Genomic DNA, 21,623 nt, shown 5'->3' with positions numbered 1-21,623 from the left:
TTCAGTCGAAGTCGAACAGCTCGCCGAGGAAGCCGCGCCTGCGCGACTTTTGATGGCGCGGGTGACGGTCGTCATCGTCGTCCTCGCGCCAGCGCGGCGTGGGCTCGCCCGCCACCGGCCGGGGCGCCGAGCGCACCGGGTCGTTGGCGGCGGCGCGCTCGATGATCTTGTCGAGCTCGCCACGGTCCAGCCACACGCCGCGGCACTTGGGGCAGTAGTCGATTTCGACACCGTTGCGTTCGGCCATTTGCAGGTCGATCTGGCAGGCTGGGCACTGCATGGGAATGTCCTCCGGGTGAATGGGTCGATCGGTTTCAGGCGCCGCTGCGAAGCGCCGCGATGCGCTCTTCGAGCGGCGGGTGGGACAGGAACAACCGCGTCCAGCCCTTGCCGCCGGCGATGCCGAAGGCGTTCAGCGCCGCCGGCAGCGGCTGCGGCTCGTGCACCGCACGCAGGCGTTCGAGCGCAGCGATCATGGCGCCGCGCCCGGCGAGCGTCGCGCCGCCGGCATCGGCACGGAACTCGCGCCGCCGGCTGAAGGCCATCACCACCATGGTGGCCGCGATGCCGAACAGCAGCTCGCAGACCAGGCTGGTGACCCAGAAAGCGGGCCCGGGGCCCTCGCGCTCCTGCCCGCCGGCCAGCGCCCGATCGACTGCGTAGCCGACGATGCGCGACAGCGCGATCACGAAGGTGTTCACCACGCCCTGGATCAGCGTCAGGGTCACCATGTCGCCGTTGGCGACGTGGCTGACCTCGTGCGCCAGCACCGCCTCCACCTCGCGCCGGTCCATGTGCTCCAGAAGACCGGTCGACACCGCCACCAGCGCGCGCGACCGGCTGGGACCGGTCGCAAACGCGTTCGGCTGCGGCGAGTCGAAGATCGCCACCTCCGGCATCGGCAGGCCGGCCGTCTGCGCCTGCCGCGCGACGGTATCGACCAGCCAGCGCTCGGTCGCGTTGGCGGGTGTGGCGATCACCCGCGCGCCGGTGGCGCGCTTGGCCATCCAGCGCGAGATGGCGAGCGAGATGAAGGCGCCGCCCATGCCGAACACGGCGGCGAAGCCGAACAGCGCGGGCAGGTCGAGCCCGTTCTGGGTGAGGAAGCGATCCACGCCCAGCAGGCGGCTGGTCACCGCCAGCACCGCCAACACGGCGAGGTTGGTGAGCAGGAACAGACCGATGCGTTTCATGGCGTGCCTCGCGTTTCTGATGAAGACGCCGGGCAGCCTACGGCAGGCTTGCGCTAAATAAAAATCGATTTTTTAATCGGTGATAACGACCAGCTTTCCGAGTAATTGCATGCGCGGCCTCAACTACAACCACCTCTACTACTTCTGGATCGTGGCCCGCGAGGGCAGCGTTGTCGGCGCCGCGAAGGCGCTGTTCCTCACCCCGCAGACCGTCACCGGCCAGCTGCGCGCGCTGGAACGCACGCTCGGTGGGCGGCTGTTCGCACCGGCCGGGCGCGGTATTGCGCTCACGGAACTCGGTCACACCGTGTTCGGTTACGCGCAGGAGATCTTTCGCCTGGGCTCGGAGCTGCAGGCCGCGGTCACCGGGCGCAGCGTCGATCGACCGCTCCCGTTTCGCGTCGGGGCCGTGGATGCGCTCTCGAAGGTGGTGGTGCAGCGCCTGCTGGCACCGGCGCTGGCCCTGGGCCGGGCCGTACACCTGAGCTGCCGGGAGGGACCGCTGGAGGAACTGGCGGCCGATCTGGCGCTGCACAAGCTCGACCTGGTGCTGGCCGACACGCCGCTCGCGGCCGACCTCGACCTGCGCGCCTTCAACCACCTGCTGGGTGAGTCCGGCATCGCGTTCTTCGCCGCGCCGGCGTTGCGCGAACGCTATCCGCAACCCTTCCCGCAGGTGCTCGCCGAAGCGCCGCTGCTGCTGCCCGCCCCGCGCGGCGCGCTGCGCGGGGCCATCGACCACTGGCTCGACCGCCACGACATCCGCCCGCACATCGCTGGTGAATTCGACGACAGCAGCCTGATGAAATCCTTCGGCAAGGCAGGCGTCGGCGCCTTTCCCAGCCCCGGTGTGGTGGCCGACGACATCGCCCGCCAGTACGGCGTGGTCCTGCTGGGGTCCACCGACGACGTGCGCGAGCGCTTTTACGCCATCTCCACGGAGCGGCGCGTACGCCACCCGGCGGTGATGGCGGTCACGGAAAGTGCACGAAGCGAGCTATTCGCCGCCCCATAAGCGGTGCGCGACTCTCGACTTGTATGATCGGCGTCTACAATCTCATGGCGTCAAAGCCTGCCACCCGGCCAATCTATGGCCAAGGGATCGCGAATCGCGCGATAAGGACGTACCGCACCCGCTCATCGCCATCGCCCAGGACGCAAACCAACTCAAAACCTGTCTCGCACGCCGACCGCAACTTGCCCCTGCCGCACACAACGGTTTTTCCCCTGCCCCAAATAAGCAACAAGAGAGCTATCAGGACTCATGCAATATCGGCGAGACATCGACGGACTCCGCGCTCTTGCGGTACTTCCAGTCATATTTTTTCACGCTGGCTTCTCTTCATTCAGCGGGGGATTCGTTGGTGTAGACATCTTTTTTGTCATCAGTGGTTACCTGATAACCGGCATAATTCTTTCTGAACTGGGCAGCGACAAGTTCTCGATCATCAGTTTTTACGAGCGACGGGCGAGACGCATTCTGCCAGCGCTGTTTTTCGTCATCGCCGTGTCTGTAATCCTGGCTTGGCTGTGGCTGATGCCAGGCGACATGCGAAATTTTTCCGAAAGCGTATTCGCTGTAGCCTTGTTCTTTTCCAATATTCTGTTCTGGCGACGCACAGACTACTTTGCCACATCATCGGAACTGGCGCCGCTGCTGCACACCTGGAGCCTCGCGGTCGAAGAACAGTTTTACGTCTTCTTCCCCGTGCTGCTAATCCTCACCTGGCGCTTTGCGCGGCGGCACATGCTCGCCGTGATTGCACTACTCAGCGCCATGAGCCTCGCCATTGCACAGTGGGGAGTGGAAAACGAGCCTGGTGCTGCATTTTATCTATTGCCCACGCGTGGCTGGGAGCTGGCACTGGGCGCAGCCATCGCCATTTGGTGCCACGAAAAATCGGCACCTACGCCCGGATTATTCCTCGATCAGACGCTCAGCGCTTTTGGACTCACCCTGATTGCCGGCAGTATCTTCCTGTTCGATGAAAACACGCCATCGCCCGGACTGGCCATGTTGGCGCCCACGGTCGGGACCGGATTGATCATACTGTATGCGAAACCCGCCACCTGGGTTGCGCGCCTGCTCGGCCTGCGGCCATTGGTAACTGTCGGACTGCTCAGTTACAGCGCATATCTGTGGCACCAACCGCTGTTCGCCTTTGCCCGGCATCGCAGTCTGCATGCGCCCGACGATCGCATGTACCTTGCCTTGTCGGCGCTCGCCCTTGGCTTGGCCTGGTTGAGCTGGCGATGGGTCGAAAAACCCTTCCGCGACAGAACCCGCGTCAACCGCCGCCAGATTTTCACTTTCGCTGCCGCGGGCACCGTAGCCTTACTCGTCTTTGGCGTCTCCGGACATATCTCGAAGGGCTACTTCTGGCGAACAGGCTTCAAGGATGAACTCGCCCAGCTGGCAGCCAAGGTATACATCAACTACGGCTTGTCGGAGCACTGCAAAGAGCACAACGTCGAATCTGAATATTGTCGTACCTCGGACACGCCCGAAGTCATTCTCTGGGGCGACTCCTACGCAATGCATCTTGCGCAAGGATTGCTGGCATCCGCACCGAGTATCGCCCTGGTGCAGGCGACTCGCTCTGTTTGCGGGCCCATCCTGGGCGCCGCACCAGTGAATGCGGAGTACCCCGCAGCTTGGGCTCGGGAGTGCATACGGAGCAACGAGCATGTTGTTCGTTACCTAAAAGACACGCCTTCCGTAAGATACGCCGTACTTGCGTCGCCATTTTTCAGATACGTCAACAGCGGAGACCAGCTGTTGCTGACGGATGGCCGTCTTGTGGAAAGCGGCGAGGCTGGCGTGGCCGCGCTGCAGAAGACCATCACCACGCTGAAAGGTCTCGGCGTCACTCCAGTGCTGGTTGCGCCGCCTCCCAAGAACGATACGGATATCGGCAGATGCCTGATCAACGCGTCACGTTTCGGTGCCGCGCCTACCCAATGTAATTTTCGGACCGCAGATATCAACGCACTCACGACTGGGGTGTACCGCGTCTTGCGCTCGTTGGAGCCGGAAGCCAAGGTAATTTGGTTGCACGATGCGATCTGCGACTCGCAGACTTGCCAAGCTGTGATCGATGACACGTTCATCTACCGCGACAGCGGCCATCTGTCTCAGCAGGGAAGCGCCTTGCTCGGTAAGCGAATGAGCTGGTACGAGATGATCGTCCGGCGAATGCCCAGTTCAGGGCTCGCGCGCGGCGACGACATTCAACCGAAACATGCCGCGCGCAATCGTTGTGCGCAAGGACTTCGAGGCACGCAGGCAAACGTCGACGCGGCCTGCTTTTGAAAGCCAGGCGCGTGCCGGTGGCGGGCCATCCGCCACCGGCACGCGCATGCACGATCGCCTTATTGGGGCGCGTCCGTCTTCTCGCCCATCAACTGATCGGCAGCCTGCCCGGCCTTTTGTGCCGCCTCGTCAACGGCCTTCACGGCCTTGTCGCCGGCTTGCTGCGCCGCATCCATGGCCTGATCAGCGACCTGACCGGACGTCTGCGCCGCGCCATCGACGGCCTCCGCAGCCTTCTCGCCGGCCTGTTGCGCAGCGTCCTGTGCCTGCTCGACGGCGCCATCGATCTTCTCGCCGACCTGCTCGGCCGGACCCTTCTCGCCGCACCCACCCAATGCGAGCCCGGCCACGACGGACAGGATGATGAAAGGCTTCTTGCTCATGCGTACGCTCCTCGATGCGTAGGACCAAGCCACACCGCCCTCCCGGCTGGTGCAGCCCCGCCATGGTGGCGAGGTGGTCAGGGTAACAGAGACCGATTTTCAGGCCGGCGCGGCGGACGCCTCCCTGGCAAACACGAGCCCGCCGTCGGCCACCGCCACACTGACGCTGTCGCCATCCCCCACCTTGCCAGCCAGGATGTCGCGCGCCAGGGCGTTCTCGACGTGCTGCTGGATGGCGCGCTTCAGCGGCCGAGCGCCGTACACCGGGTCGAAGCCGACGTTCGCCAGCCAGTCGAGCGCCGCGTCGTCGAAGGTGATGCGCATGTCGCGCTCGGCAAGGCGCGCCTTGAGGCTGCCGATCTGGATGTCCACGATGCGCCGCAGGTGCTCGCGGCCGAGTGCGTGGAACACCACCGTCTCGTCGATGCGGTTGATGAACTCCGGCCGGAACTGGTGGCGCAGCACGTCCATCACGGCCGCCTTTACCGCCTCGTAGGGCTGGCTCGCCATCTCCTGGATGCGGTCCGAGCCCAGGTTCGAAGTCATCACCACGATGGTGTTGCGGAAGTCCACCGTGCGGCCGTGGCCGTCGGTGAGCCGCCCGTCGTCCAGCACCTGCAGGAGCACGTTGAACACGTCGCGGTGCGCCTTTTCGATCTCGTCGAGCAGGATCACGCAGTACGGGCGCCGACGCACGCGCTCGGTGAGCTGGCCACCTTCCTCGTAGCCGACGTAGCCCGGCGGCGCGCCGATCAGCCGCGCCACCGAGTGCTGCTCCATGTACTCGGACATGTCGATGCGCACCATCGCCTGCTCGGTATCGAACAGGAAGCCGGCCAGCGCCTTGCACAGCTCGGTCTTGCCGACGCCGGTCGGCCCCAGGAACAGGAACGAGCCGATCGGCCGCTCGTGCGCCGTGAGCCCGGCCCGCGAGCGACGAATGGCGTCCGCCACGGCGCGCACGGCTTCGTCCTGGCCGACCACGCGCTCGTGCAGCGCATCCTCGATGTGCAGCAGCTTCTCGCGCTCGGATTCCAGCATCCTGGAGACCGGAATGCCGGTCCAGCGCGAGATGACCTCGGCGATTTCCTGCTCGGTGACCTCGCTCCTGAGTAGCTTGCGCGGGCCGTGCTCGGCGGCCGACGCCGCTTCGAGCTGTCGCTTGAGCTCCGGAATACGGCCGTACTGGATTTCCGCCGCGCGCTCGAGATTGCCGGCGCGCCGGGCGGTCTCGAACTCCTGATTCAGGCGATCGAGTTCTTCCTTGATGGACTGCGCGCCGCCCACGGCCGCCTTCTCGGCGCGCCAGATTTCTTCGAGGTCCGCGTACTCGCGCGACAGGCGGGCAATTTCCTCATCCAGCGCCGCCAGGCGCTTGCGGGACGCCTCGTCGTCCTCCTTTTCCAGCGCCAGCCGCTCCATCTTGAGCTGGATCAGGCGCCGGTCGAGCCGGTCCATGGACTCGGGTTTCGAGTCGATCTCCATGCGGATGCGGCTCGCGGCCTCGTCGACGAGGTCGATCGCCTTGTCCGGCAGCTTGCGCCCGGAGATGTAGCGGTGCGACAGCGTGGCCGCGGCCACGATGGCCGGGTCGCTGATCTCGACGCCGTGGTGCACCTCGTAGCGTTCCTTGAGGCCCCGCAGGATGGCGATGGTGTCCTCGACGCTCGGCTCGTCCACGAACACCTGCTGGAAGCGCCGTTCGAGCGCGGCGTCCTTTTCGATGTATTTGCGGTACTCGTCGAGCGTGGTGGCGCCCACGCAGTGCAGCTCGCCGCGGGCGAGCGCGGGCTTCAGCATGTTGCCGGCGTCCATGGCGCCCTCGGCCTTGCCGGCGCCGACCATGGTGTGAATCTCGTCGATGAACAGGATGATCTGGCCTTCCTGCTTGGCGAGCTCGTTCAGCACGGCCTTCAGGCGCTCCTCGAACTCGCCGCGGTACTTGGCGCCGGCGATCAGCGCGCCCATGTCGAGCGCCAGCACGCGCTTGTCCTTGAGCCCCTCCGGCACCTCGCCGTTGACGATGCGCTGAGCCAAGCCCTCCACGATGGCGGTCTTGCCGACGCCGGGCTCGCCGATCAGCACCGGGTTGTTCTTGGTGCGGCGTTGCAGCACCTGCACGGCGCGGCGGATTTCCTCGTCGCGGCCGATCACCGGATCGAGCTTGCCCTGCCGGGCGCGTTCGGTCAGATCGATGGTGTACTTGTCGAGCGCGCCGCGGGCTTCCTCGGCGTTCTCGGAGGTCACCTTCTCCCCGCCGCGCACGGCATCAATCGCCTTTTCGATCTTGTCCCGCGTGGCGCCGGCGACCTTCAGGATGCGCCCGGTCTCACCGGAATCCTCCAGCGCCGCCAGCAGGAACATCTCGCTGGCGATGTAATCGTCGCCGCGCTGCTGGGCGTACTTGTCAGCGAGGTTGAGCGCCCGGCCGAGCGCCTGCGAGGGCTGCACGTCGCCGCCCACGCCCTGCACCTGCGGCTGGCGTTCGAGCGCCCGGCCCAGCTCCGCCCGCAGGCGGTCCACCGCCACGCCGGCATACGCCAGCAGCGTGCCGACACCGGCGCCGTCCTGCGCCAGCATGGCGGTGAGCACATGCTGCGGCTCCAGAAATTGGTGGTCGCGGCCCACCGCCAGGCTCTGCGCGTCGGCCAGCGCCTTTTGAAACTGCGTCGTCAGCTTGTCCATTCGCATCGGTCTGTCTCCGGTCCGGCGCGGTCATTGCGCCTGTTGCGCACAAGGTGGGGTGGCGGCGGCGCGCGTTCAAGCGCGGCCGGCGCGCGTGCCCTTGACTCGGGTCAACGGCAGCGGACAGCCGCGGCACTGCCTGGCCGGCCGACGCGGGCCGCTACACTCGTGCGTGATCGAACCAACAACCGGGAGCGTCATCACCATGGCAATACGGCGGCTTTTGAGGATTACGCAGCTCGGGCTGTTGGTCGGCACCCTACCGGCCGCGTTGGCAACGGGCGGCCAGGCAACGCTTTCGGCACAGGATCAGGCGGCCGCGTTCACCGCCGCGGGCGCCGCCCAGACAAAAGGCATGTGGACGATGTGTGCCGACGATCCGAACACCACGGGCGCGCGCGTCGAGACAGTGAGCGACCTGAATGCCGATGGCCTGCCCGACGCCGTGATCGCCGAGGACGGCACGTTCTGCTACGGCTTTACCGGCATCGGATACGCCATCGTCAGCAAGCAGGCGTCCGGCCAGTGGCGCCTGATGTCGCAAGGCGCAGGTATCCCGAGCTTCCTCGCCGCGCGTGGCGCGCAGGGCTGGCCGGACCTGCAGATCGGCGGCCCGGGCTTCTGCTTTCCCGTCGAGCGCTGGGACGGAACGGCCTACTCGCTCCATCGCCACGAGTACGAGGGCAAGGCCTGCTCGCCACCGCAATGAGCCTGGCCATAACCCACCGGCGTAAACGCCGGTAAGCGCGATGCCACCCTTCGGCCTGAACGCGCGCTGCGCGCGGAGCTGCGGCCGAGTTCGTTACCATCGCCCCGCCCGCCACGCCGGGGTCTACCGGTTGGCGGTCGCCGTGGTCAAGACAATCTAGAGGGGAACCATGACGGACAAACTGAGGCTCGGCGCCTTCCTGCTGCCGAGCGCCGGCGCCAGCATCGCCGAGTACGAGCGCGGCTTTGCCGGCCAGAACCCCAACTACTACCAGAACACGCTGCGCGACAGCGCGCGCCTGATCCGCCAGCTGGACGACATCGGCTTCGACTTCGTGGCGTTCTCGGAGCACCACTTTCATCTCGAAGGGCTGGAGCTGTCGAACAACCCGATCCTGCTCGGTGCTTGGGCGGCGGGGCTCACGCGCAAGCTGCGCATCGGCCAGATGGGCAACGTGCTGCCGGCGCGCAATCCGCTGCTGATGGCCGAGGATCTCGCCATGCTGGACCACTTCTCGGAAGGCCGCATGATGGCCGGCTTCGCGCGCGGCTATCAGGCCCGCCACGTGGCCACCATCGGCCAGAAATACAACGCCTGGTCCACCGCCGCCAACGACCCGCAGTACCAGGAGCACGACCGCACCAACCGCGAGCTGTTCGCGGAGCACTACGACATCATCCGCCGCGCCTGGCGCGAGCCGCTGTTCCGGCACGAGGGCCAGCACTGGCAATTGCCGCCGCCGGGCATCCCCTGGCAGCACCCGGCCACGCTCGATATGGCGCCCGGCATGGTGGGCGCGGACGGCATGTTGCGGCAGATCGGCATCGCGCCGATGACGTTGCAGGACCCGGCCACCATCGAGACCTACATCCCGTTCACGATGAGCACCGCGACCTTGCAATGGGCGGCGCGGAACAACGTGATTCCGATCCTGTTCACGCCCATCGACGAGCTGGTGCGCGGCTGCATCGACGCCTTCCAGAACGCGGCGACGGAAGCCGGCCGCCAGCTCGCGTGGGGCCGGGGCCTCGGGCATTTCCGCGAAATCCTGATCGCCGACACCGACGAGGAAGCCATCCACCTGATGGAGAACGGCCTCGGCTACGTGTGGCCGCGCTGGCATCACTGGTTCGGTTTCAACGAGGCGCTGCGCAACCCCGGCGAGCAGGGCGAGATCGCCAACACCGCCGCCACCGTGCGCGAGCGCGGCTACTCGCTGTGCGGCTCGGTGGAGACGGTGACGCGCCTGCTCGGGCGCATGATCGAGACGCTCAACACGGACCTCATCGTGCCGTGGATTTCGGTGGGTCCGATGCCGATCGACACGCTGCTCAAGAGCAACGACCTGCTGGTGGACAAGGTGCTGCCGCGGCTTGGCATCAAGCTCGACCGCTACCAGCCGACGCTGCGGCGGGAGTTCACCGGCACGCTGTGGCGCGGTGATCAAGCATGACACGCCGAAAAATTCCGTCCATGGAATTTTTCGGCTCGCTGCCGCGCGGTACACGCCCGCGCGGCGCTCCATGGACCAACGCCTGACAGCGTTGATCCATGCCGGGGCATCCTGCCCCGGACGGGCGGCGCCGCGTTGCCCATCGCCGCCCTGAACCAATGAGGACGACACGATGACGATTCGCACCGGCGCCGAGTTCATGGCGGGCCTGCGGGACGACCGCGAGGTCTGGTACGACGGCGAGCGCGTGCGCGACGTGACCGCCTTCGAGCCGTTCGCGGCCTCGGTGCGCTCGCTCGCCACGCTGTACGACATGCAGCACGACCCGCAGCACCGCGACATCCTGTCCGTGGACTGCCCGGAGTTTGGCGAGCGCATCGCGCGGCCGTTCGAGATTCCGCGCACGCCCGAGCAGCTGCATCTGAAGCGCGAGGCGTACCGCCTGTGGGCCGAGGCCACCTGCGGGATGATGGGCCGCAGCCCGGATTTTCTTAACGTGATGATGGCGTCGCTGGCCGCCAAGCGCAGCTTCTTCGCGGAGTTTTCCACCGAGCGCGCGGACGCGATGGTCGCCTACTACCGCCACGTCGCGAAGAACGATCTGTTCCTCACGCACGCCCTGCTCGACCCGCAGCTCGACAAGGGCAAGCTGCGCCACCAGCAGGACGACCCGACCATCACGCTGCATGTGAAGGCGCGTACTCGGGAGGGCCTCGTCGTGCACGGCGCCAAGCGCATCGCGACCGCCGCGCCCTATGCCGACGAGCTGCTGGTGTGGCCGTTCCCGCCCACGTTCCAGCCCGGCGAGGAGCCGTACGCCAACGTGTTCGCGGTGCCGATGAACACGCCGGGGCTGAAAACCATCTGCCGGCCGTCGTTCTCGCACCCCGGCCGGCGGCGGGACTATCCGCTGTCGGCGCAGTTCGACGAGATGGACGCGACGGTCGTGTTCGACAACGTGCTGGTGCCCTGGGAGCGGGTGTTCCTGCACGAGGACATCGGCTTGCTGAACCGCATGTACCGCGACACGCGCATGCGCGAGCTGACGGCGCACCAGACCAACGTGCGGCTCGAAACCAAGCTCGGCTTCGTCTATGCCGTGCTGCTGCGCGTGGCGCAGGCGGCCGGCATCGATACCCGCGCGGACGTGATGCAGATGCTGGGCGAGGCCATCACCAACCTCGAAGCCATCCGCAACACCACCCGCTCGGCCGAGCTTCAGGCGACGGTCGATCCCGACAACGGCGTGCTGTACCCGGACCTGCCGGCGTTGCAGTGCGGGCGGGCGCTCGGTCCGACCGTGTACCCGCGGGCGGTGCAGATGATCCGCCGCGTGGCCGGCGGGGGTCTCGTGCAGTTGCCCAATTCCATGCACGAGTTCGACTCGCCGATCGGCGGCGATCTCGAAAAGGCATTGCGCGGCGCCGGCATCGGCGGGCGGGACAAGGCGCAGCTGCTGCGTCTCGCCTGGGATATCTGCGGCAGCGAGTTCGGCGCCCGCCACGAGCTGTACGAGATGAACTACGCCGGCGACTACGGCGCGCTGCTGGCCGGCATCCAGCGCGAGTATCTTCGCAAGCCGTACTACCTCGCCCACCTCGACCGGTTTCTGGACAGTCTATGAGCGCACACCACAGTTTCTGGGCCGACCTTCGCGCCGGCAGCTTCAGTCAGGGCTACCTCGACGCGGCCGGCATCCGCACGCGGTATCTGCACGCCGGCACGCGCGGCAAGCCGCCGCTGATCCTGATCCACGGCACCGGCGGCCACGCCGAGGCGTACACGCGCAACCTCATCGCCCACGGCGAGCACTTCGACACCTACGCCATCGATCTGGTCGGTCACGGCTGGAGCGACAAGCCGCTCGCGCCGTACGAGATTCCCGTCTACGTCGAACACCTGCGCGCGGTGCTGGACGCGCTCGGCATCACACGCGCGCACCTGTCCGGCGAGTCGCTCGGCGGCTGGGTGGCGGCGCGCTTTGCGCTGGAGCACCCGCAACGCGTCGATCGCCTCGTGCTGAACACCACCGGCGGGGCGACGTTCGATCTGGCCGTCATGGAGCGCATCAAGACGCTCAGCACGGCGGCGGTCGAGAACCCGAGCTGGGACACCATCAAGGCGCGGCTCGAATGGCTGATGGCCGACCCGGCCGTGGTGACGGACGACCTCATCGCCTGCCGCCAGGCCATCTACGCGCAGCCGGCCATGCGCGCCGCCATGCCGCACATCCTGTGCCTGCAGGAGCCGGACATCCGCCGCCGCAACAACCTGACCGATGCGCAGTGGGCCGCCATCCGCGCGCCGACGCTGGTGCTGTGGACCGACAAGGACCCGACCGGGGCGGTGAGCGTCGGCGAGCGCATCGCGGGGCTGATCCCGCACGCGCGCCTGGAGGTGATGCAGCGCTGCGGGCACTGGCCGCAGTTCGAGGACGCGCCGCGCTTCAACGCGCTGCACATTGGCTTTTTGCAAGGCGGGTGAACGTAATGCTGAAAAATTCCATCCATGGCCTTTTTCAGCTCGCTGCAGCGCGGTACATGCCCGCGCTGCGCTCCGTGCATCAAGGGCTTACTCCCTTGATGCACGCCGGGGCATCCTGCCCCGGGCGGCAAGCGCCGCGTCACTCGGCGCTTGCCTGAACCATGCCACTCGCCGCGCTGTTCGCCTCGCATACGCCGCTCAAGGACTACCTCGACCCCGGCCCCGGCGTCGCGGCCGAGGTGGCGGGCGTGCTGGGCGAGGCGCGCGCCTTCGTGCAGGCGTTCGCGCCGGACGTGGTGATCGAGTTCGCGCCGGACCACTTCAACGGCTTCTTCTACCGCCTGATGCCGAGCTTCTGCATCGGCGCCGCAGCCGACTCGATCGGCGACTGGAAGACCATCCCCGGCCTGCTGAATGTGGACGGCGCGCTCGCGCTGCGCCTGGTGGAAGCGGCGCACGCAGACGGCGTGGACGCGGCCCTGTCGCACCGCATGGAGGTCGACCACGGCTTCACGCAGCTGCTGGAAATCCTGTTCGAGCCCGGCACCGCGCCGCCGCTGGTGCCGGTGTTCATCAACTGCGCCGCCCCGCCGCGCCCGCCGATGCGGCGCGTACAGGCGCTCGGCGCCGCCATCGGGCGCGTGATTGCCGGCTCAAGGCAGCGCGTGCTGCTGCTGGCCTCGGGCGGCCTCTCGCACGACCCGCCGGTGCCGCTGCTCGACGGCGCGCCGCCGCCGGTGCTCGAGCGCATCATCGCCGGCGGCAAACTCTCGCCCGAGGCGCGCGCCGCCCGCGAGGACAACGTGCTGCGCGAGGGCCAGCGCTTTGCCAGCGCCAGCAGCGAGCGCACGCCGCTGAACCCCGCCTGGGACTGCGCGTTTCTGGATGCGCTTGAAGCCGGACAACTCGACAGTCTCGCCGCGCTCGACGATGCCAACATCACCCGCGCTGCCGGCGCCGGCGGGCACGAGGTGCGCGCCTGGCTTGCTGCCGCCGCGGCGCTGGCGGCGGCCGGGCCGTACCAGGCGCGGCGGCTCTACTACCGGCCGATCGAGCCGTGGATCGCCGGCTTCGGCGTGGTGACCGCGCAACCGGCCTGATGTTGCGCCGGTGTGCGCCGGTCCCTTGCGCTGCGCGCCCGCTTTCGGGAACATGGTGCAGACTGAACGACCGTTCGAAACCCGCTTTCCAGCGGCGGCCGTGAAACCTCACGGCGCAGTGGCCGAAATTCCCCCAAATGGACTTAGGAGGACGCGCACATGCGCATTGAACAAGGATGGCAACCGTCCGAAATCGAGCGCCTGGTGGACATCGAAAATGCCACCGCCAGCCGCCTGATCTTCACCGACGAGACGCTGTTTCGCCTGGAATTGCAGCGCATCTTCGCGCGCACTTGGCTGTACATCGGCCACGAGTCGGAAATTCCCAAGAATGGCGACTATGTGACCCGCAAGATGGGCAACGACCCGGTCATCCTGGTGCGCGACCAGGCGGGTCGCGTGCGGGTGTTGCTGAACAGCTGCACGCACCGGGCAACGCTGGTGTGCCGGGCGGACGCCGGCAACGCCCGCGGCTTCACCTGTCCGTACCACGGCTGGGTGTTCGCGAGCGACGGCGCGCTGGTCGCGACGGCCGAGGACGAGACTTACGGCGGCAAGGTCAATTTCCGCAGCCTCGACCTGCCCCAGGCGCGTGTCGGCAGCTATGCGGGCCTGGTGTTTGCCACCTGGAATCACGACGCGCCGCCGCTCGACGAGCACCTCGGCGATGCGCGCTGGTACCTCGACATCATGTTCGGCCACACGCCGAAGGGCATGACCGTGCTTGGCCTGCCGCACCGCTGGTCACCGACCAACAACTGGAAGCTGGGGCCGATGAACTTCGCGGCCGACGGCCCGCACGCGGTGAAGGTCCACGGCCCGATCGTGGACGCCACACTTGTCGGCGGCAACGGCGCGCGCGCCATGATCCACAAGGCGCTGCTGGAGAGCCCGTCGGTGACGGCCGGGCCGTATAACGGCATCTGGACCCAGGGCCCGGCCGAAATGCCGGAATGGATGGGGCATGAGCCGGAACTGGTGGAGCTGTACCGCAAGACGCTCAAACCCGCGCAGTTCAATCTGTTCCGGCGCTGCATCGCGTCGGTCGGCACGGTGTTCCCGAACTTCTCGTGGGTCTATGGCCCGGTCAGCTTCGACATGCGGACCGACCCGCTGGTCAACTTCTTCGCCATTCGAGTGTGGCAGCCGGTGTCGGCCGGGCGCACCGAGATCTGGAACTGGTTCCTGATCGAGGAAGAGGCGAGCGAGGAAGTGAAACAGCGCGCCATGCGCGCCGGCGTGCGCACGTTTACCGCCGGCGGCACCTTCGACCAGGACGACGCCGAGGCCTGGCACAGCATCCAGCGCGGCTGCGAAGGCGAGATCTCGTGCACGCAGGACGTCAACTTCCAGGTGGCGCTGAACTACCGCGACCGGCCGATCGCCGATTGGGCCGGCCCGGGCGTGGCCTATCCGTCCAATTACTGCGAAGTGACCGAGTTCAACAACCTGGTGCAGTGGCGCGCCTACATGACCGGCGCCCGCTGACCGCTGCACGCCGCTTCCGGGCGGCGGCTTTTCATTTCAAGGAAGATTTCGTGACTACCCAATCCGCCTCGCGCGTCGACGACGCGCTGTACCGCCGCGTGTGCGAGTTCTACTACGACGAGGCCGACCTGCTCGCGACGCGCCAACTGTCGCAGTGGTTCGCGCTGCTGGCCGAGGACATCCACTACCGCGTCGGGTTCCCGGAGTTCTACGAGCACGGCACGCGCCGCCAGGTCGGCATCGGCAACCCATATTTCGACGACGACTACACCAGCCTCAAGGTGCGCGTGCAGCTGCTCGGCAACCCGACGCTGACCACCGCCGAGCACCCGGCGAACGTCTACAACTACTTCGTCAGCAACGTCCGCGCACGCGGCACGGACACGGCCGGCGAAATCGACGTCGACACGCGTCTGCTGATCTACCGCGTGCGCGCCAGTGAGCCCGTGCCGTACATCCTGGGCGCCCGGCGTCGGGATCGGCTGCGCGTGGTGGATGACGGTTTTCGCATCGCCCGGCGCGAGGCGAGCATCGACCAGGCGATCATCCAGGCGCCGAACATGAGCTTTTTGATCTGATCTGACCCGGCGCCCGGCGGCACACCGTCGCCGGGCAGCGGATCAATCCGCGCTGCCGTACTTGCCGAGCAGCACGTGGTGCAGCGTGGCCGTCACCGGCACCTCGATGCCCAGCAGCGCCGCCCGGCGCAGCACGGCGCCGGTGATGCCGTCGAGCTCCAGCGGCTTGCCGCGTTCGGCGTCCGCCTGCATGGATGGCTTGATCGGCGTGATGCCCTTGATCCACTGGAACACGGCTTCGAGCTCGTGCGGGGTGAACTCCACCTCGTCGGCGGCGGCCGCGGCACCGGCCTCGCGCATCAGGTTTCGCATCACCCAGGCCAGATCCGGGTCGTTCGACATGTGCTGCGTGTCGAGAAAGGTCACCGCCGCCAGCGGGTTGCAGCCGTTATTCAGCACCAGCTTGCGCCACAGCTCGCGGCGGATGTCGTCGCTCGCCAGCACCGTCACGCCGGCCGCGCGCAGGCGCTCGATCATGTCGGTGGCGTCCGCGCCGCAGCCGGTCGGGTAGTCGCCCAGTACGGCCTCCAGCGCGCCGCGGACTTCGACTTCACCGGGCGCCGTGATGTGCGCGAAGAACTTGCGCATGAGGCCACCCAGCACCGGCCGACCGAAGACCTCGGCCAGGATCGGCTCGTTGTCCACGCCGTTCTGCAGCGACCACAGCCGGCACTGCGCGCCGACGTGGGGTTTCAGGCGCTCGGCCAGACGCCGCGTGTGCTGGCTCTTGCAGGCGAACAGCAGCCAGTCGCAGTCTGCGAGCTGGCCCAGCGCCGCCTCGTCGGCGGTGTCGATCACCGGCAGGCGGTGGCTTTCGCGTTCGCCGTTGAAGTCGAGGACCAGGCCGCTGTCAGCCAGCCGGGCCGCGTGCTCGCCGCGCGCCAGCAGCAGCACATCGGCCTGACCTGCCACCGCGAGGCGCGCCCCGACCAGACAGCCGATGCCGCCGGCGCCCGCAATGGCGATACGCACGCCCTACTCTTCCAGCAGCTTGCGCTTGTCCGGCACGCCGGCCCACTGGTCGGCGTCGGCCGCCGCGTCCTTGCGCTGGGTGATCGGCGGCCACTGCTGTGACAGGCGGGCGTTCAGTTCGATGAACTCCTGCTGCCCGGCCGGGATCTCCTCCTCGTCCACGATCGCCTCGACCGGGCACTCGGCCACGCACAGCGTGCAGTCGATGCACTCGTCGGGGTCGATCACCAGCATGTTCGGGCCTTCGCGAAAGCAGTCCACCGGACACACTTCCACGCAGTCGGTGTACTTGCACTTGATGCAGGCTTCGGTGACGACGAAGGCCATGACCGTTCTCCGGGGCAAAAAAAGCGCGCAATTATAGCGAGCGGTCCGGCCCTGACCGGCGCCGCGAAATCCGGCCCACGGGCGGGCCTCCAGCACGAAGATGCTGTGGGAGCGGCGCCCTCGCGGCGAACAGCCAACCGGACTCAGTCGCCCCGCTCGCCCGCCGCCAGCGCCCGCAGCTCATACAGCAGGTCGAGCGCCGCGCGCGGCGCCATCTGGTCGGGGTCGACCTGCGCCAACCGGTCGAGCAGCGCCTGTCCGGGCTGCGGCTCGAACAGGCCGAGCTGACGCTGTGCCTGCGGTACGGGTGCCGGGGCCGCCGGTACCTCGCCGAGCGCAGCAAGGCGCTCGCTCGCCAGCGCCAGCACCGCTACCGGCACGCCGGCCAGTGCCGCCACTTGCAGGCCATAGCTGCGGCTCGCCGGCCCTGGCTGCACGCGGTGTAGGAACACGATGCCACCGGCGTGCTCGGCGGCGTCGAGGTGCACGTTGTCGACGCCGTCGAGCTCCTGCGCCAGCGCGGTCAGTTCGAAGTAATGCGTCGCAAATAGCGTTAACGCGCGTACGCGTTGCGCGAGGTGTGTGAGGCACGCCCAGGCCAGCGCGAGGCCGTCGTAGGTGCTGGTGCCGCGCCCGACCTCGTCCAGCAGCACCAGGCTCTGCCCTGTCGCGTTGTGCAGGATATTGGCGGTCTCGGTCATCTCCACCATGAAGGTCGAGCGCCCGCCGGCCACGTCGTCGGCAGCGCCGATGCGCGTGAAGATGCGGTCGATCGGCCCGATGCGCGCCGCGCGCGCGGGCACGTAGCTGCCGGCGTGCGCCAGCAGCACGATGAGCGCCACCTGGCGCATGTAGGTGGACTTGCCGCCCATGTTGGGGCCGGTGATCAGCAGGATGCGCCGGGCGTCGTCGAGCGCAAGATCGTTGTCCACGAAGTGGCCCGCGACCAGTTGCTCGACCACCGGATGCCGGCCGCCGTCGATGTGGATGCCGGGCGCCTCATCAAGCTGCGGGGCGACGTAATCGAAGCGTTCGGCCCGCTCGGCCAGACACGCCAGCGCGTCGAGCTGCGCGACGGCGTTGGCCGCCGATTGCAGTGGTGGCAGTTCCGCCGTGATGGCGTCGAGCAGCGCTTCGAACAGCTCGCGCTCGCGGGCGAGCGCCCGTTCGCGCGCGCCGAGCGCCTTGTCCTCGAAGGCCTTCAGTTCCGGCGTCAGGTACCGCTCCGCGTTCTTCAGCGTCTGGCGGCGCGTGTAGTCGACCGGCAGCGCGCCGGCCTGGGCGCGGCCGATCTCGATGTAGTACCCATGCACGCGGTTGTAGGCGACCTTCAGCGTCGCGATGCCGGTGCGCGCGCGCTCGCGCTGTTCGAGCTCCAGCAGGTAGCTGCCGGCGTCCTGCCCGATGGCGCGCAGCTCGTCGAGGTCCGCATCGAAACCGGGCGCGATCACGCCGCCCTCGCGCAGCAGCGCCGGTGGGCTTTCCGCCACCGCGCGGGCGAGCAGCGCGTGCAGCGGCGCGAAGCCCGGCAGCGCGCCGCGCAGTTCCTGCAACAAGGGCGCGTCGAAGTGTTCGAGCAGCGCCGCGAGCGCCGGCAGCAGCGCCAGGCTGTCGCGCAGCGCCGCCAGATCCCGCGGCCGTGCAGAGCGCAGCGCGACGCGACCGAGGACGCGCTCCACATCGCCGACGCCGCGCAGCGCCTCGCGCAGGCGGGCGTGATTGCCGTCCCGCAGCAGCACGGCGATGGCGGCGTGGCGGCGGCGCAACTCGGCGCGGTCGCGGATCGGCCCCAGCAGCCAGCGGCGCAGTTGCCGGCTGCCCATGGCGCCGGTGCAGGCGTCGAGCACACCCACCAGCGTGGCGCGCTCGTCGCCCGTGAGGCTGCGGTCGATTTCAAGATTGCGCCGCGTGGCGGGGTCCAGCACCAGCACCGCGTCCGGCGCCTGCACGCGCAGGCCGCGCAAATGCGGCAGCGCGGCGAGCTGCGTGTCCTGCGCGTACTGGAGCAGCGCGCCCGCGGCGCCGACGGCGAGCGCGAGGCCGGCGCAGCCGAAGCCGGCGAGATCGCGCACCGCGAACTGCTCGCACAGGCGGCGCTCGGCGCTCGCCGCCTCGAACTGCCACGGCGGGCGCGGCGTCACGCTGAAGCCACCTTCCGGCGCCACCGTGCCGTCGTCCGGCAGCAGCAGTTCGGCCGGCGCCAGACGCGCGAGTTCCGCGGCGAGCGCGGCTTCACCGTCGAGTTCGGCCACCGTGAAGCGCCCGCTCGCCAGCTCCAGCACCGCCAGGCCCGCCCGCTCGCCCACGCGCAGCACGGCGGCGATCAGGTTGTCGCGCCGCTGGTCGAGCAACGCCTCGTCGGTGAGCGTGCCGGGTGTCACCACGCGCGTGAGTTCGCGCCGCATCGGCCCGCGCCCATCCGGCACGCCGATCTGCTCGCAGATGGCCACCGTGCGCCCGCGGCGCACCAGGCGCGCGAGGTAGTTTTCGAGCGCGTGCGCCGGCACGCCGGCCATCGGAATCCGCTGCCCGGCCGACTCGCCGCGGCTGGTGAGCGTGATGTCGAGCAGGCGCGCCGCCTCGACCGCATCGTCGAAGAACAGCTCGTAGAAATCGCCCATCCGGTACAGCAGCAGCGCCTGCGGGCGCTCGGCCTTCAGGCGCAGGTAGTGCTGCATGGCCGGCGTGTGGCCGGCCAGCGGGTCGGCGGGGGTAGACGTCATGCCGTCCGGGCGGCCGGGCGACGCTCGCCAAGACACAGCGCCACGCCAAGCGCGATCAACGCACTGCCGGCCCAGATCCACTGCACCAGCGGATTGACGTAGGCGCTCACGGTGTGGCGCCCGTCGCGCGTCTCGCCGAGCACCACGTACACGTCGCGCAGCGGCGTCGAGTGAATGCCGGACTCGGTGGTCGGCATGCGGCTCGCGTGGTAAGTGCGCCGCTCGGAGTGCAGCTCGATGCCCCCGTCCAGCCGGAAGGTGGCGCGCTCGGCGTCGTAGTTCGGCCCGCGGGCCGGGGCAAACGCCGTGAGTTCGACGCGGTGTTTGCCGACCTGCAGCGCGTCGCCCGGCAGCAGACTCACCATCACGTGCTCACGAAACAGGCCCGCCGCGGCGAGACCGATCGTCGCGATGGCCACACCCACGTGCGCCAGCAGCGCCCCGTAATGGCGCCGCGCGCGCCAGGCGTTGGCGAGCAGCGCGCCCGGCAGCGCCCGCTGCTCGGCCCGGGCGAGACTGCGCCCGCCGCGCAGCAGATCCTCGACCACGGTTGCGATGGCGAACACCGCAAACCCCACGGATAGCGCCGCCAGCACGCTGACCGGCCGCGCCAGCGCCAGCGTGAGCACCCCCGCCGCCGCGCCGCACAGCGCCTGCCATTTGATGCGCGCCCACAGCGCGCTCGGCTCGGCGCGCCGCCACGGCAGGCTCGGCGTGAGCCCCATCAGCAGCACCAGCACCAGCAGTTGCGGCACCACCACCGAGTTGAAGTACGGCGCCGCGACGGTGATCTTCTGCTCCGCCGTCACGTCCAGAAACAGCGGGTACAGCGTGCCCAGAAACACGCAGGCGCCGGCCACCGTGAACAGCACGTTGTTCGCCAGCAGCAGCGACTCGCGCGACAGCCAGGCGGTCGGCTTGGGGCTGGTCTGCACCTGCCCGCCGCGCCACAAGAACACGCCGAACGCCCCGCCCACCACGATGGCCAGAAACGCCAGGATGTACGCGCCGCGCCCGGGATCGACCGCGAACGCGTGCACCGACGACAGCACGCCCGAGCGCACCAGGAACGTGCCCAGCAGCGACAGCGAGAAGGTGAGGATGGCCAGGAACAGGTTCCAGCTCGCCAGCATGCGGCGGCTGTCCTGCACCATCAGCGAGTGCACCAGCGCCGCGCCGGTGAGCCAGGGCATGAACGACGCGTTCTCGACCGGATCCCAGGCCCAGTAGCCGCCCCAGCCGAGCTCGTAGTACGCCCAGGCGCCGCCGAGCACGATGCCGGTGGTGAGAAACCCGAACGCCGCGAGCGCCCAGCGCCGCACCACGGGCAGCCAGTCTTCCGCCGGCCAGCGCGTCAGCAGCGCCGTCAGCACCAGCGCAAACGGAATCGAAAAACCCACGTAGCCCATGTACAGCATGGGCGGGTGGATGGCCATGCCCGGATCCTGCAGCAGCGGGTTCAGATCCCGCCCGTCGCCAGGCACCGGCAGCAGGCGCGCGAACGGGTTCGACAGGAACAGGATCAGCCCGAGGAAGCCCACGCACAGCGCGCCCTGCACGGCGAGCGCCACCGGCAGCCGATCGGCGATCGCGCGCCGCCCGGCCCATGCCAGCGCCGCCGACCAGGTCGCCAGAATCACGTACCACAGGTACAGCGAGCCCTCGTGCCCGCCCCACACGGCGGTGATCTTGTAGATGAGTGGCAGGGCGCTGTTGGAGTTCTGCGCCACGTACCAGACCGAGAAGTTGTCGCTGACAAAGGCCTGCGTGAGCGCAACCCAGCCGATCAGCGCCAGCGCGAGTTGCAGCCAGGCGCCGCGCACGGCGATGGTGGCCAGCTCCGGCCGGCGCAGCGCGCGCGCCAGCAGCGGCGCCAGCGCCTGCAGCAGCGCCGCCGGCAGCGCCAGCATGACCGCGAAATGGCCAAGCTCGATCAGGTGTTGACTCGGCGTCATCGGAACGGGTTTCCAGGATTCCGCCGCGGGGGCGGCAAAGACGGTGCGACAATGCGCGGCGGCCGCAGAGCGTGGCCCGGCCGGCGCGGCGGGGCAGTGTAATGCCGCCGTCGGCGGGGTCACCAGCGCGCGAGTGAGCGAACCACCGCTCGCCGCGTTTCGTTTGTGGGAGGCCCGCCCCTGGGCCGAATCAAGGCATAGGGATTCGCGGCGAGGGCGCCGCTCCCACAGTCACAGGCCCTCCGCACCGCTCAAGCCAC

General features: G+C 68.4%; 17 protein-coding genes. 9 read left to right on the top strand and 8 right to left on the bottom strand.

Features of this window, described 5'->3' with window-relative positions:
* Position 1: 1 nt before the first annotated feature.
* Entirely contained in the window at positions 2–280 is a 279-nt protein-coding gene (locus AB7F93_RS08180) for a zf-TFIIB domain-containing protein (protein ID WP_428302408.1), read from the bottom strand.
* Between the two features lie 34 nt (positions 281–314).
* A complete protein-coding gene (gene htpX, locus AB7F93_RS08175) occupies positions 315–1,193 on the bottom strand; it encodes a protease HtpX (RefSeq protein ID WP_428302407.1) in 879 nt (292 codons plus the stop codon).
* A 109-nt stretch (positions 1,194–1,302) separates the two neighbouring features.
* On the opposite strand from htpX, the gene nhaR reads away from it, so the two are divergent.
* Both nhaR and AB7F93_RS08165 read left to right on the top strand, forming a co-directional pair.
* The gene (gene nhaR, locus AB7F93_RS08170; RefSeq protein WP_428302406.1) at positions 1,303–2,208 is read left to right on the top strand and encodes a transcriptional activator NhaR; all 906 of its coding nucleotides are present in this window, start codon (positions 1,303–1,305) and stop codon (positions 2,206–2,208) included.
* 249 nt (positions 2,209–2,457) lie between these two features.
* Positions 2,458–4,506 (top strand): acyltransferase family protein, encoded by a 2,049-nt coding sequence (locus AB7F93_RS08165; RefSeq protein WP_428302405.1) that lies wholly within the window; start codon positions 2,458–2,460, stop codon positions 4,504–4,506.
* 59 nt (positions 4,507–4,565) lie between these two features.
* On the opposite strand, the gene AB7F93_RS08160 is transcribed toward AB7F93_RS08165, so the two are convergent.
* Together AB7F93_RS08160 and clpB are read right to left on the bottom strand one after the other, a co-directional pair.
* The gene (locus AB7F93_RS08160; RefSeq protein ID WP_428302404.1) at positions 4,566–4,889 is read right to left on the bottom strand and encodes a hypothetical protein; all 324 of its coding nucleotides are present in this window, start codon (positions 4,887–4,889) and stop codon (positions 4,566–4,568) included.
* A gap of 99 nt (positions 4,890–4,988) precedes the next feature.
* On the bottom strand, positions 4,989–7,580 hold the full coding sequence (gene clpB / locus AB7F93_RS08155) for an ATP-dependent chaperone ClpB (RefSeq protein ID WP_428302403.1): 2,592 nt from the start codon (positions 7,578–7,580) through the stop codon (positions 4,989–4,991).
* Between the two features lie 166 nt (positions 7,581–7,746).
* Here clpB and AB7F93_RS08150 point away from each other — a divergent pair, with 166 nt between their 5' ends.
* From AB7F93_RS08150 to AB7F93_RS08120, 7 genes are all read left to right on the top strand, one after another.
* On the top strand, positions 7,747–8,283 hold the full coding sequence (locus AB7F93_RS08150) for a hypothetical protein (protein ID WP_428302402.1): 537 nt from the start codon (positions 7,747–7,749) through the stop codon (positions 8,281–8,283).
* A 169-nt stretch (positions 8,284–8,452) separates the two neighbouring features.
* The gene (locus AB7F93_RS08145) at positions 8,453–9,736 is read left to right on the top strand and encodes an LLM class flavin-dependent oxidoreductase (RefSeq protein ID WP_428302401.1); all 1,284 of its coding nucleotides are present in this window, start codon (positions 8,453–8,455) and stop codon (positions 9,734–9,736) included.
* A gap of 172 nt (positions 9,737–9,908) precedes the next feature.
* On the top strand, positions 9,909–11,360 hold the full coding sequence (locus AB7F93_RS08140) for a 4-hydroxyphenylacetate 3-hydroxylase family protein (RefSeq protein ID WP_428302400.1): 1,452 nt from the start codon (positions 9,909–9,911) through the stop codon (positions 11,358–11,360).
* On the top strand, positions 11,357–12,220 hold the full coding sequence (locus AB7F93_RS08135; RefSeq protein ID WP_428302399.1) for an alpha/beta fold hydrolase: 864 nt from the start codon (positions 11,357–11,359) through the stop codon (positions 12,218–12,220). Before AB7F93_RS08140 ends, AB7F93_RS08135 begins: the two co-directional genes overlap by 4 nt.
* Before the next feature lie 161 nt (positions 12,221–12,381).
* Entirely contained in the window at positions 12,382–13,320 is a 939-nt protein-coding gene (locus AB7F93_RS08130; protein ID WP_428302398.1) for a 3-carboxyethylcatechol 2,3-dioxygenase, read from the top strand.
* Positions 13,321–13,479: 159 nt separating this feature from the next.
* Complete coding sequence (locus tag AB7F93_RS08125) at positions 13,480–14,808, top strand: aromatic ring-hydroxylating oxygenase subunit alpha (RefSeq protein WP_428302397.1); 1,329 nt, start codon at positions 13,480–13,482, stop codon at positions 14,806–14,808.
* A gap of 50 nt (positions 14,809–14,858) precedes the next feature.
* On the top strand, positions 14,859–15,386 hold the full coding sequence (locus AB7F93_RS08120; protein WP_428302396.1) for an aromatic-ring-hydroxylating dioxygenase subunit beta: 528 nt from the start codon (positions 14,859–14,861) through the stop codon (positions 15,384–15,386).
* A 42-nt stretch (positions 15,387–15,428) separates the two neighbouring features.
* Here the strand turns inward: AB7F93_RS08120 and AB7F93_RS08115 are convergent, their stop codons facing one another.
* From AB7F93_RS08115 to AB7F93_RS08100, 4 genes are all read right to left on the bottom strand, one after another.
* Positions 15,429–16,358 carry a ketopantoate reductase family protein gene (locus AB7F93_RS08115; RefSeq protein ID WP_428302395.1) on the bottom strand — a complete coding sequence of 310 codons (930 nt, stop codon included), beginning with the start codon at positions 16,356–16,358 and terminating at the stop codon, positions 15,429–15,431.
* A 3-nt stretch (positions 16,359–16,361) separates the two neighbouring features.
* Entirely contained in the window at positions 16,362–16,685 is a 324-nt protein-coding gene (fdxA, locus tag AB7F93_RS08110) for a ferredoxin FdxA (RefSeq protein WP_428302394.1), read from the bottom strand.
* Between the two features lie 143 nt (positions 16,686–16,828).
* Positions 16,829–19,408 carry a DNA mismatch repair protein MutS gene (mutS, locus tag AB7F93_RS08105; RefSeq protein WP_428302393.1) on the bottom strand — a complete coding sequence of 860 codons (2,580 nt, stop codon included), beginning with the start codon at positions 19,406–19,408 and terminating at the stop codon, positions 16,829–16,831.
* Entirely contained in the window at positions 19,405–21,363 is a 1,959-nt protein-coding gene (locus AB7F93_RS08100; RefSeq protein ID WP_428302392.1) for a heme lyase CcmF/NrfE family subunit, read from the bottom strand. Before AB7F93_RS08100 ends, mutS begins: the two co-directional genes overlap by 4 nt.
* Positions 21,364–21,623: the final 260 nt, after the last annotated feature.

Origin of the sequence: Immundisolibacter sp., from assembly GCF_050250495.1 — a bacterium.
Taxonomy (GTDB): Bacteria; Pseudomonadota; Gammaproteobacteria; order Immundisolibacterales; family Immundisolibacteraceae; genus Immundisolibacter.
The sequence above is the reverse complement of the archived record's forward strand: the minus strand, read 5'-3'. Positions and strand labels throughout refer to the sequence as shown.

Excerpts from the sequence above, each read along its gene's own strand:
- AB7F93_RS08180 (WP_428302408.1), bottom strand. The coding sequence starts at position 280 with ATGCAGTGCCCAGCCTGCCAGATCGACCTGCAAATGGCCGAACGCAAC.
- htpX (WP_428302407.1), bottom strand. The coding sequence starts at position 1,193 with ATGAAACGCATCGGTCTGTTCCTGCTCACCAACCTCGCCGTGTTGGCG.
- nhaR (WP_428302406.1), top strand. The coding sequence starts at position 1,303 with ATGCGCGGCCTCAACTACAACCACCTCTACTACTTCTGGATCGTGGCC.
- AB7F93_RS08165 (WP_428302405.1), top strand. The coding sequence starts at position 2,458 with ATGCAATATCGGCGAGACATCGACGGACTCCGCGCTCTTGCGGTACTT.
- AB7F93_RS08160 (WP_428302404.1), bottom strand. The coding sequence starts at position 4,889 with ATGAGCAAGAAGCCTTTCATCATCCTGTCCGTCGTGGCCGGGCTCGCA.
- clpB (WP_428302403.1), bottom strand. The coding sequence starts at position 7,580 with ATGCGAATGGACAAGCTGACGACGCAGTTTCAAAAGGCGCTGGCCGAC.
- AB7F93_RS08145 (WP_428302401.1), top strand. The coding sequence starts at position 8,453 with ATGACGGACAAACTGAGGCTCGGCGCCTTCCTGCTGCCGAGCGCCGGC.
- AB7F93_RS08140 (WP_428302400.1), top strand. The coding sequence starts at position 9,909 with ATGACGATTCGCACCGGCGCCGAGTTCATGGCGGGCCTGCGGGACGAC.
- AB7F93_RS08135 (WP_428302399.1), top strand. The coding sequence starts at position 11,357 with ATGAGCGCACACCACAGTTTCTGGGCCGACCTTCGCGCCGGCAGCTTC.
- AB7F93_RS08130 (WP_428302398.1), top strand. The coding sequence starts at position 12,382 with ATGCCACTCGCCGCGCTGTTCGCCTCGCATACGCCGCTCAAGGACTAC.
- AB7F93_RS08125 (WP_428302397.1), top strand. The coding sequence starts at position 13,480 with ATGCGCATTGAACAAGGATGGCAACCGTCCGAAATCGAGCGCCTGGTG.
- fdxA (WP_428302394.1), bottom strand. The coding sequence starts at position 16,685 with ATGGCCTTCGTCGTCACCGAAGCCTGCATCAAGTGCAAGTACACCGAC.
- mutS (WP_428302393.1), bottom strand. The coding sequence starts at position 19,408 with ATGACGTCTACCCCCGCCGACCCGCTGGCCGGCCACACGCCGGCCATG.
- AB7F93_RS08100 (WP_428302392.1), bottom strand. The coding sequence starts at position 21,363 with ATGACGCCGAGTCAACACCTGATCGAGCTTGGCCATTTCGCGGTCATG.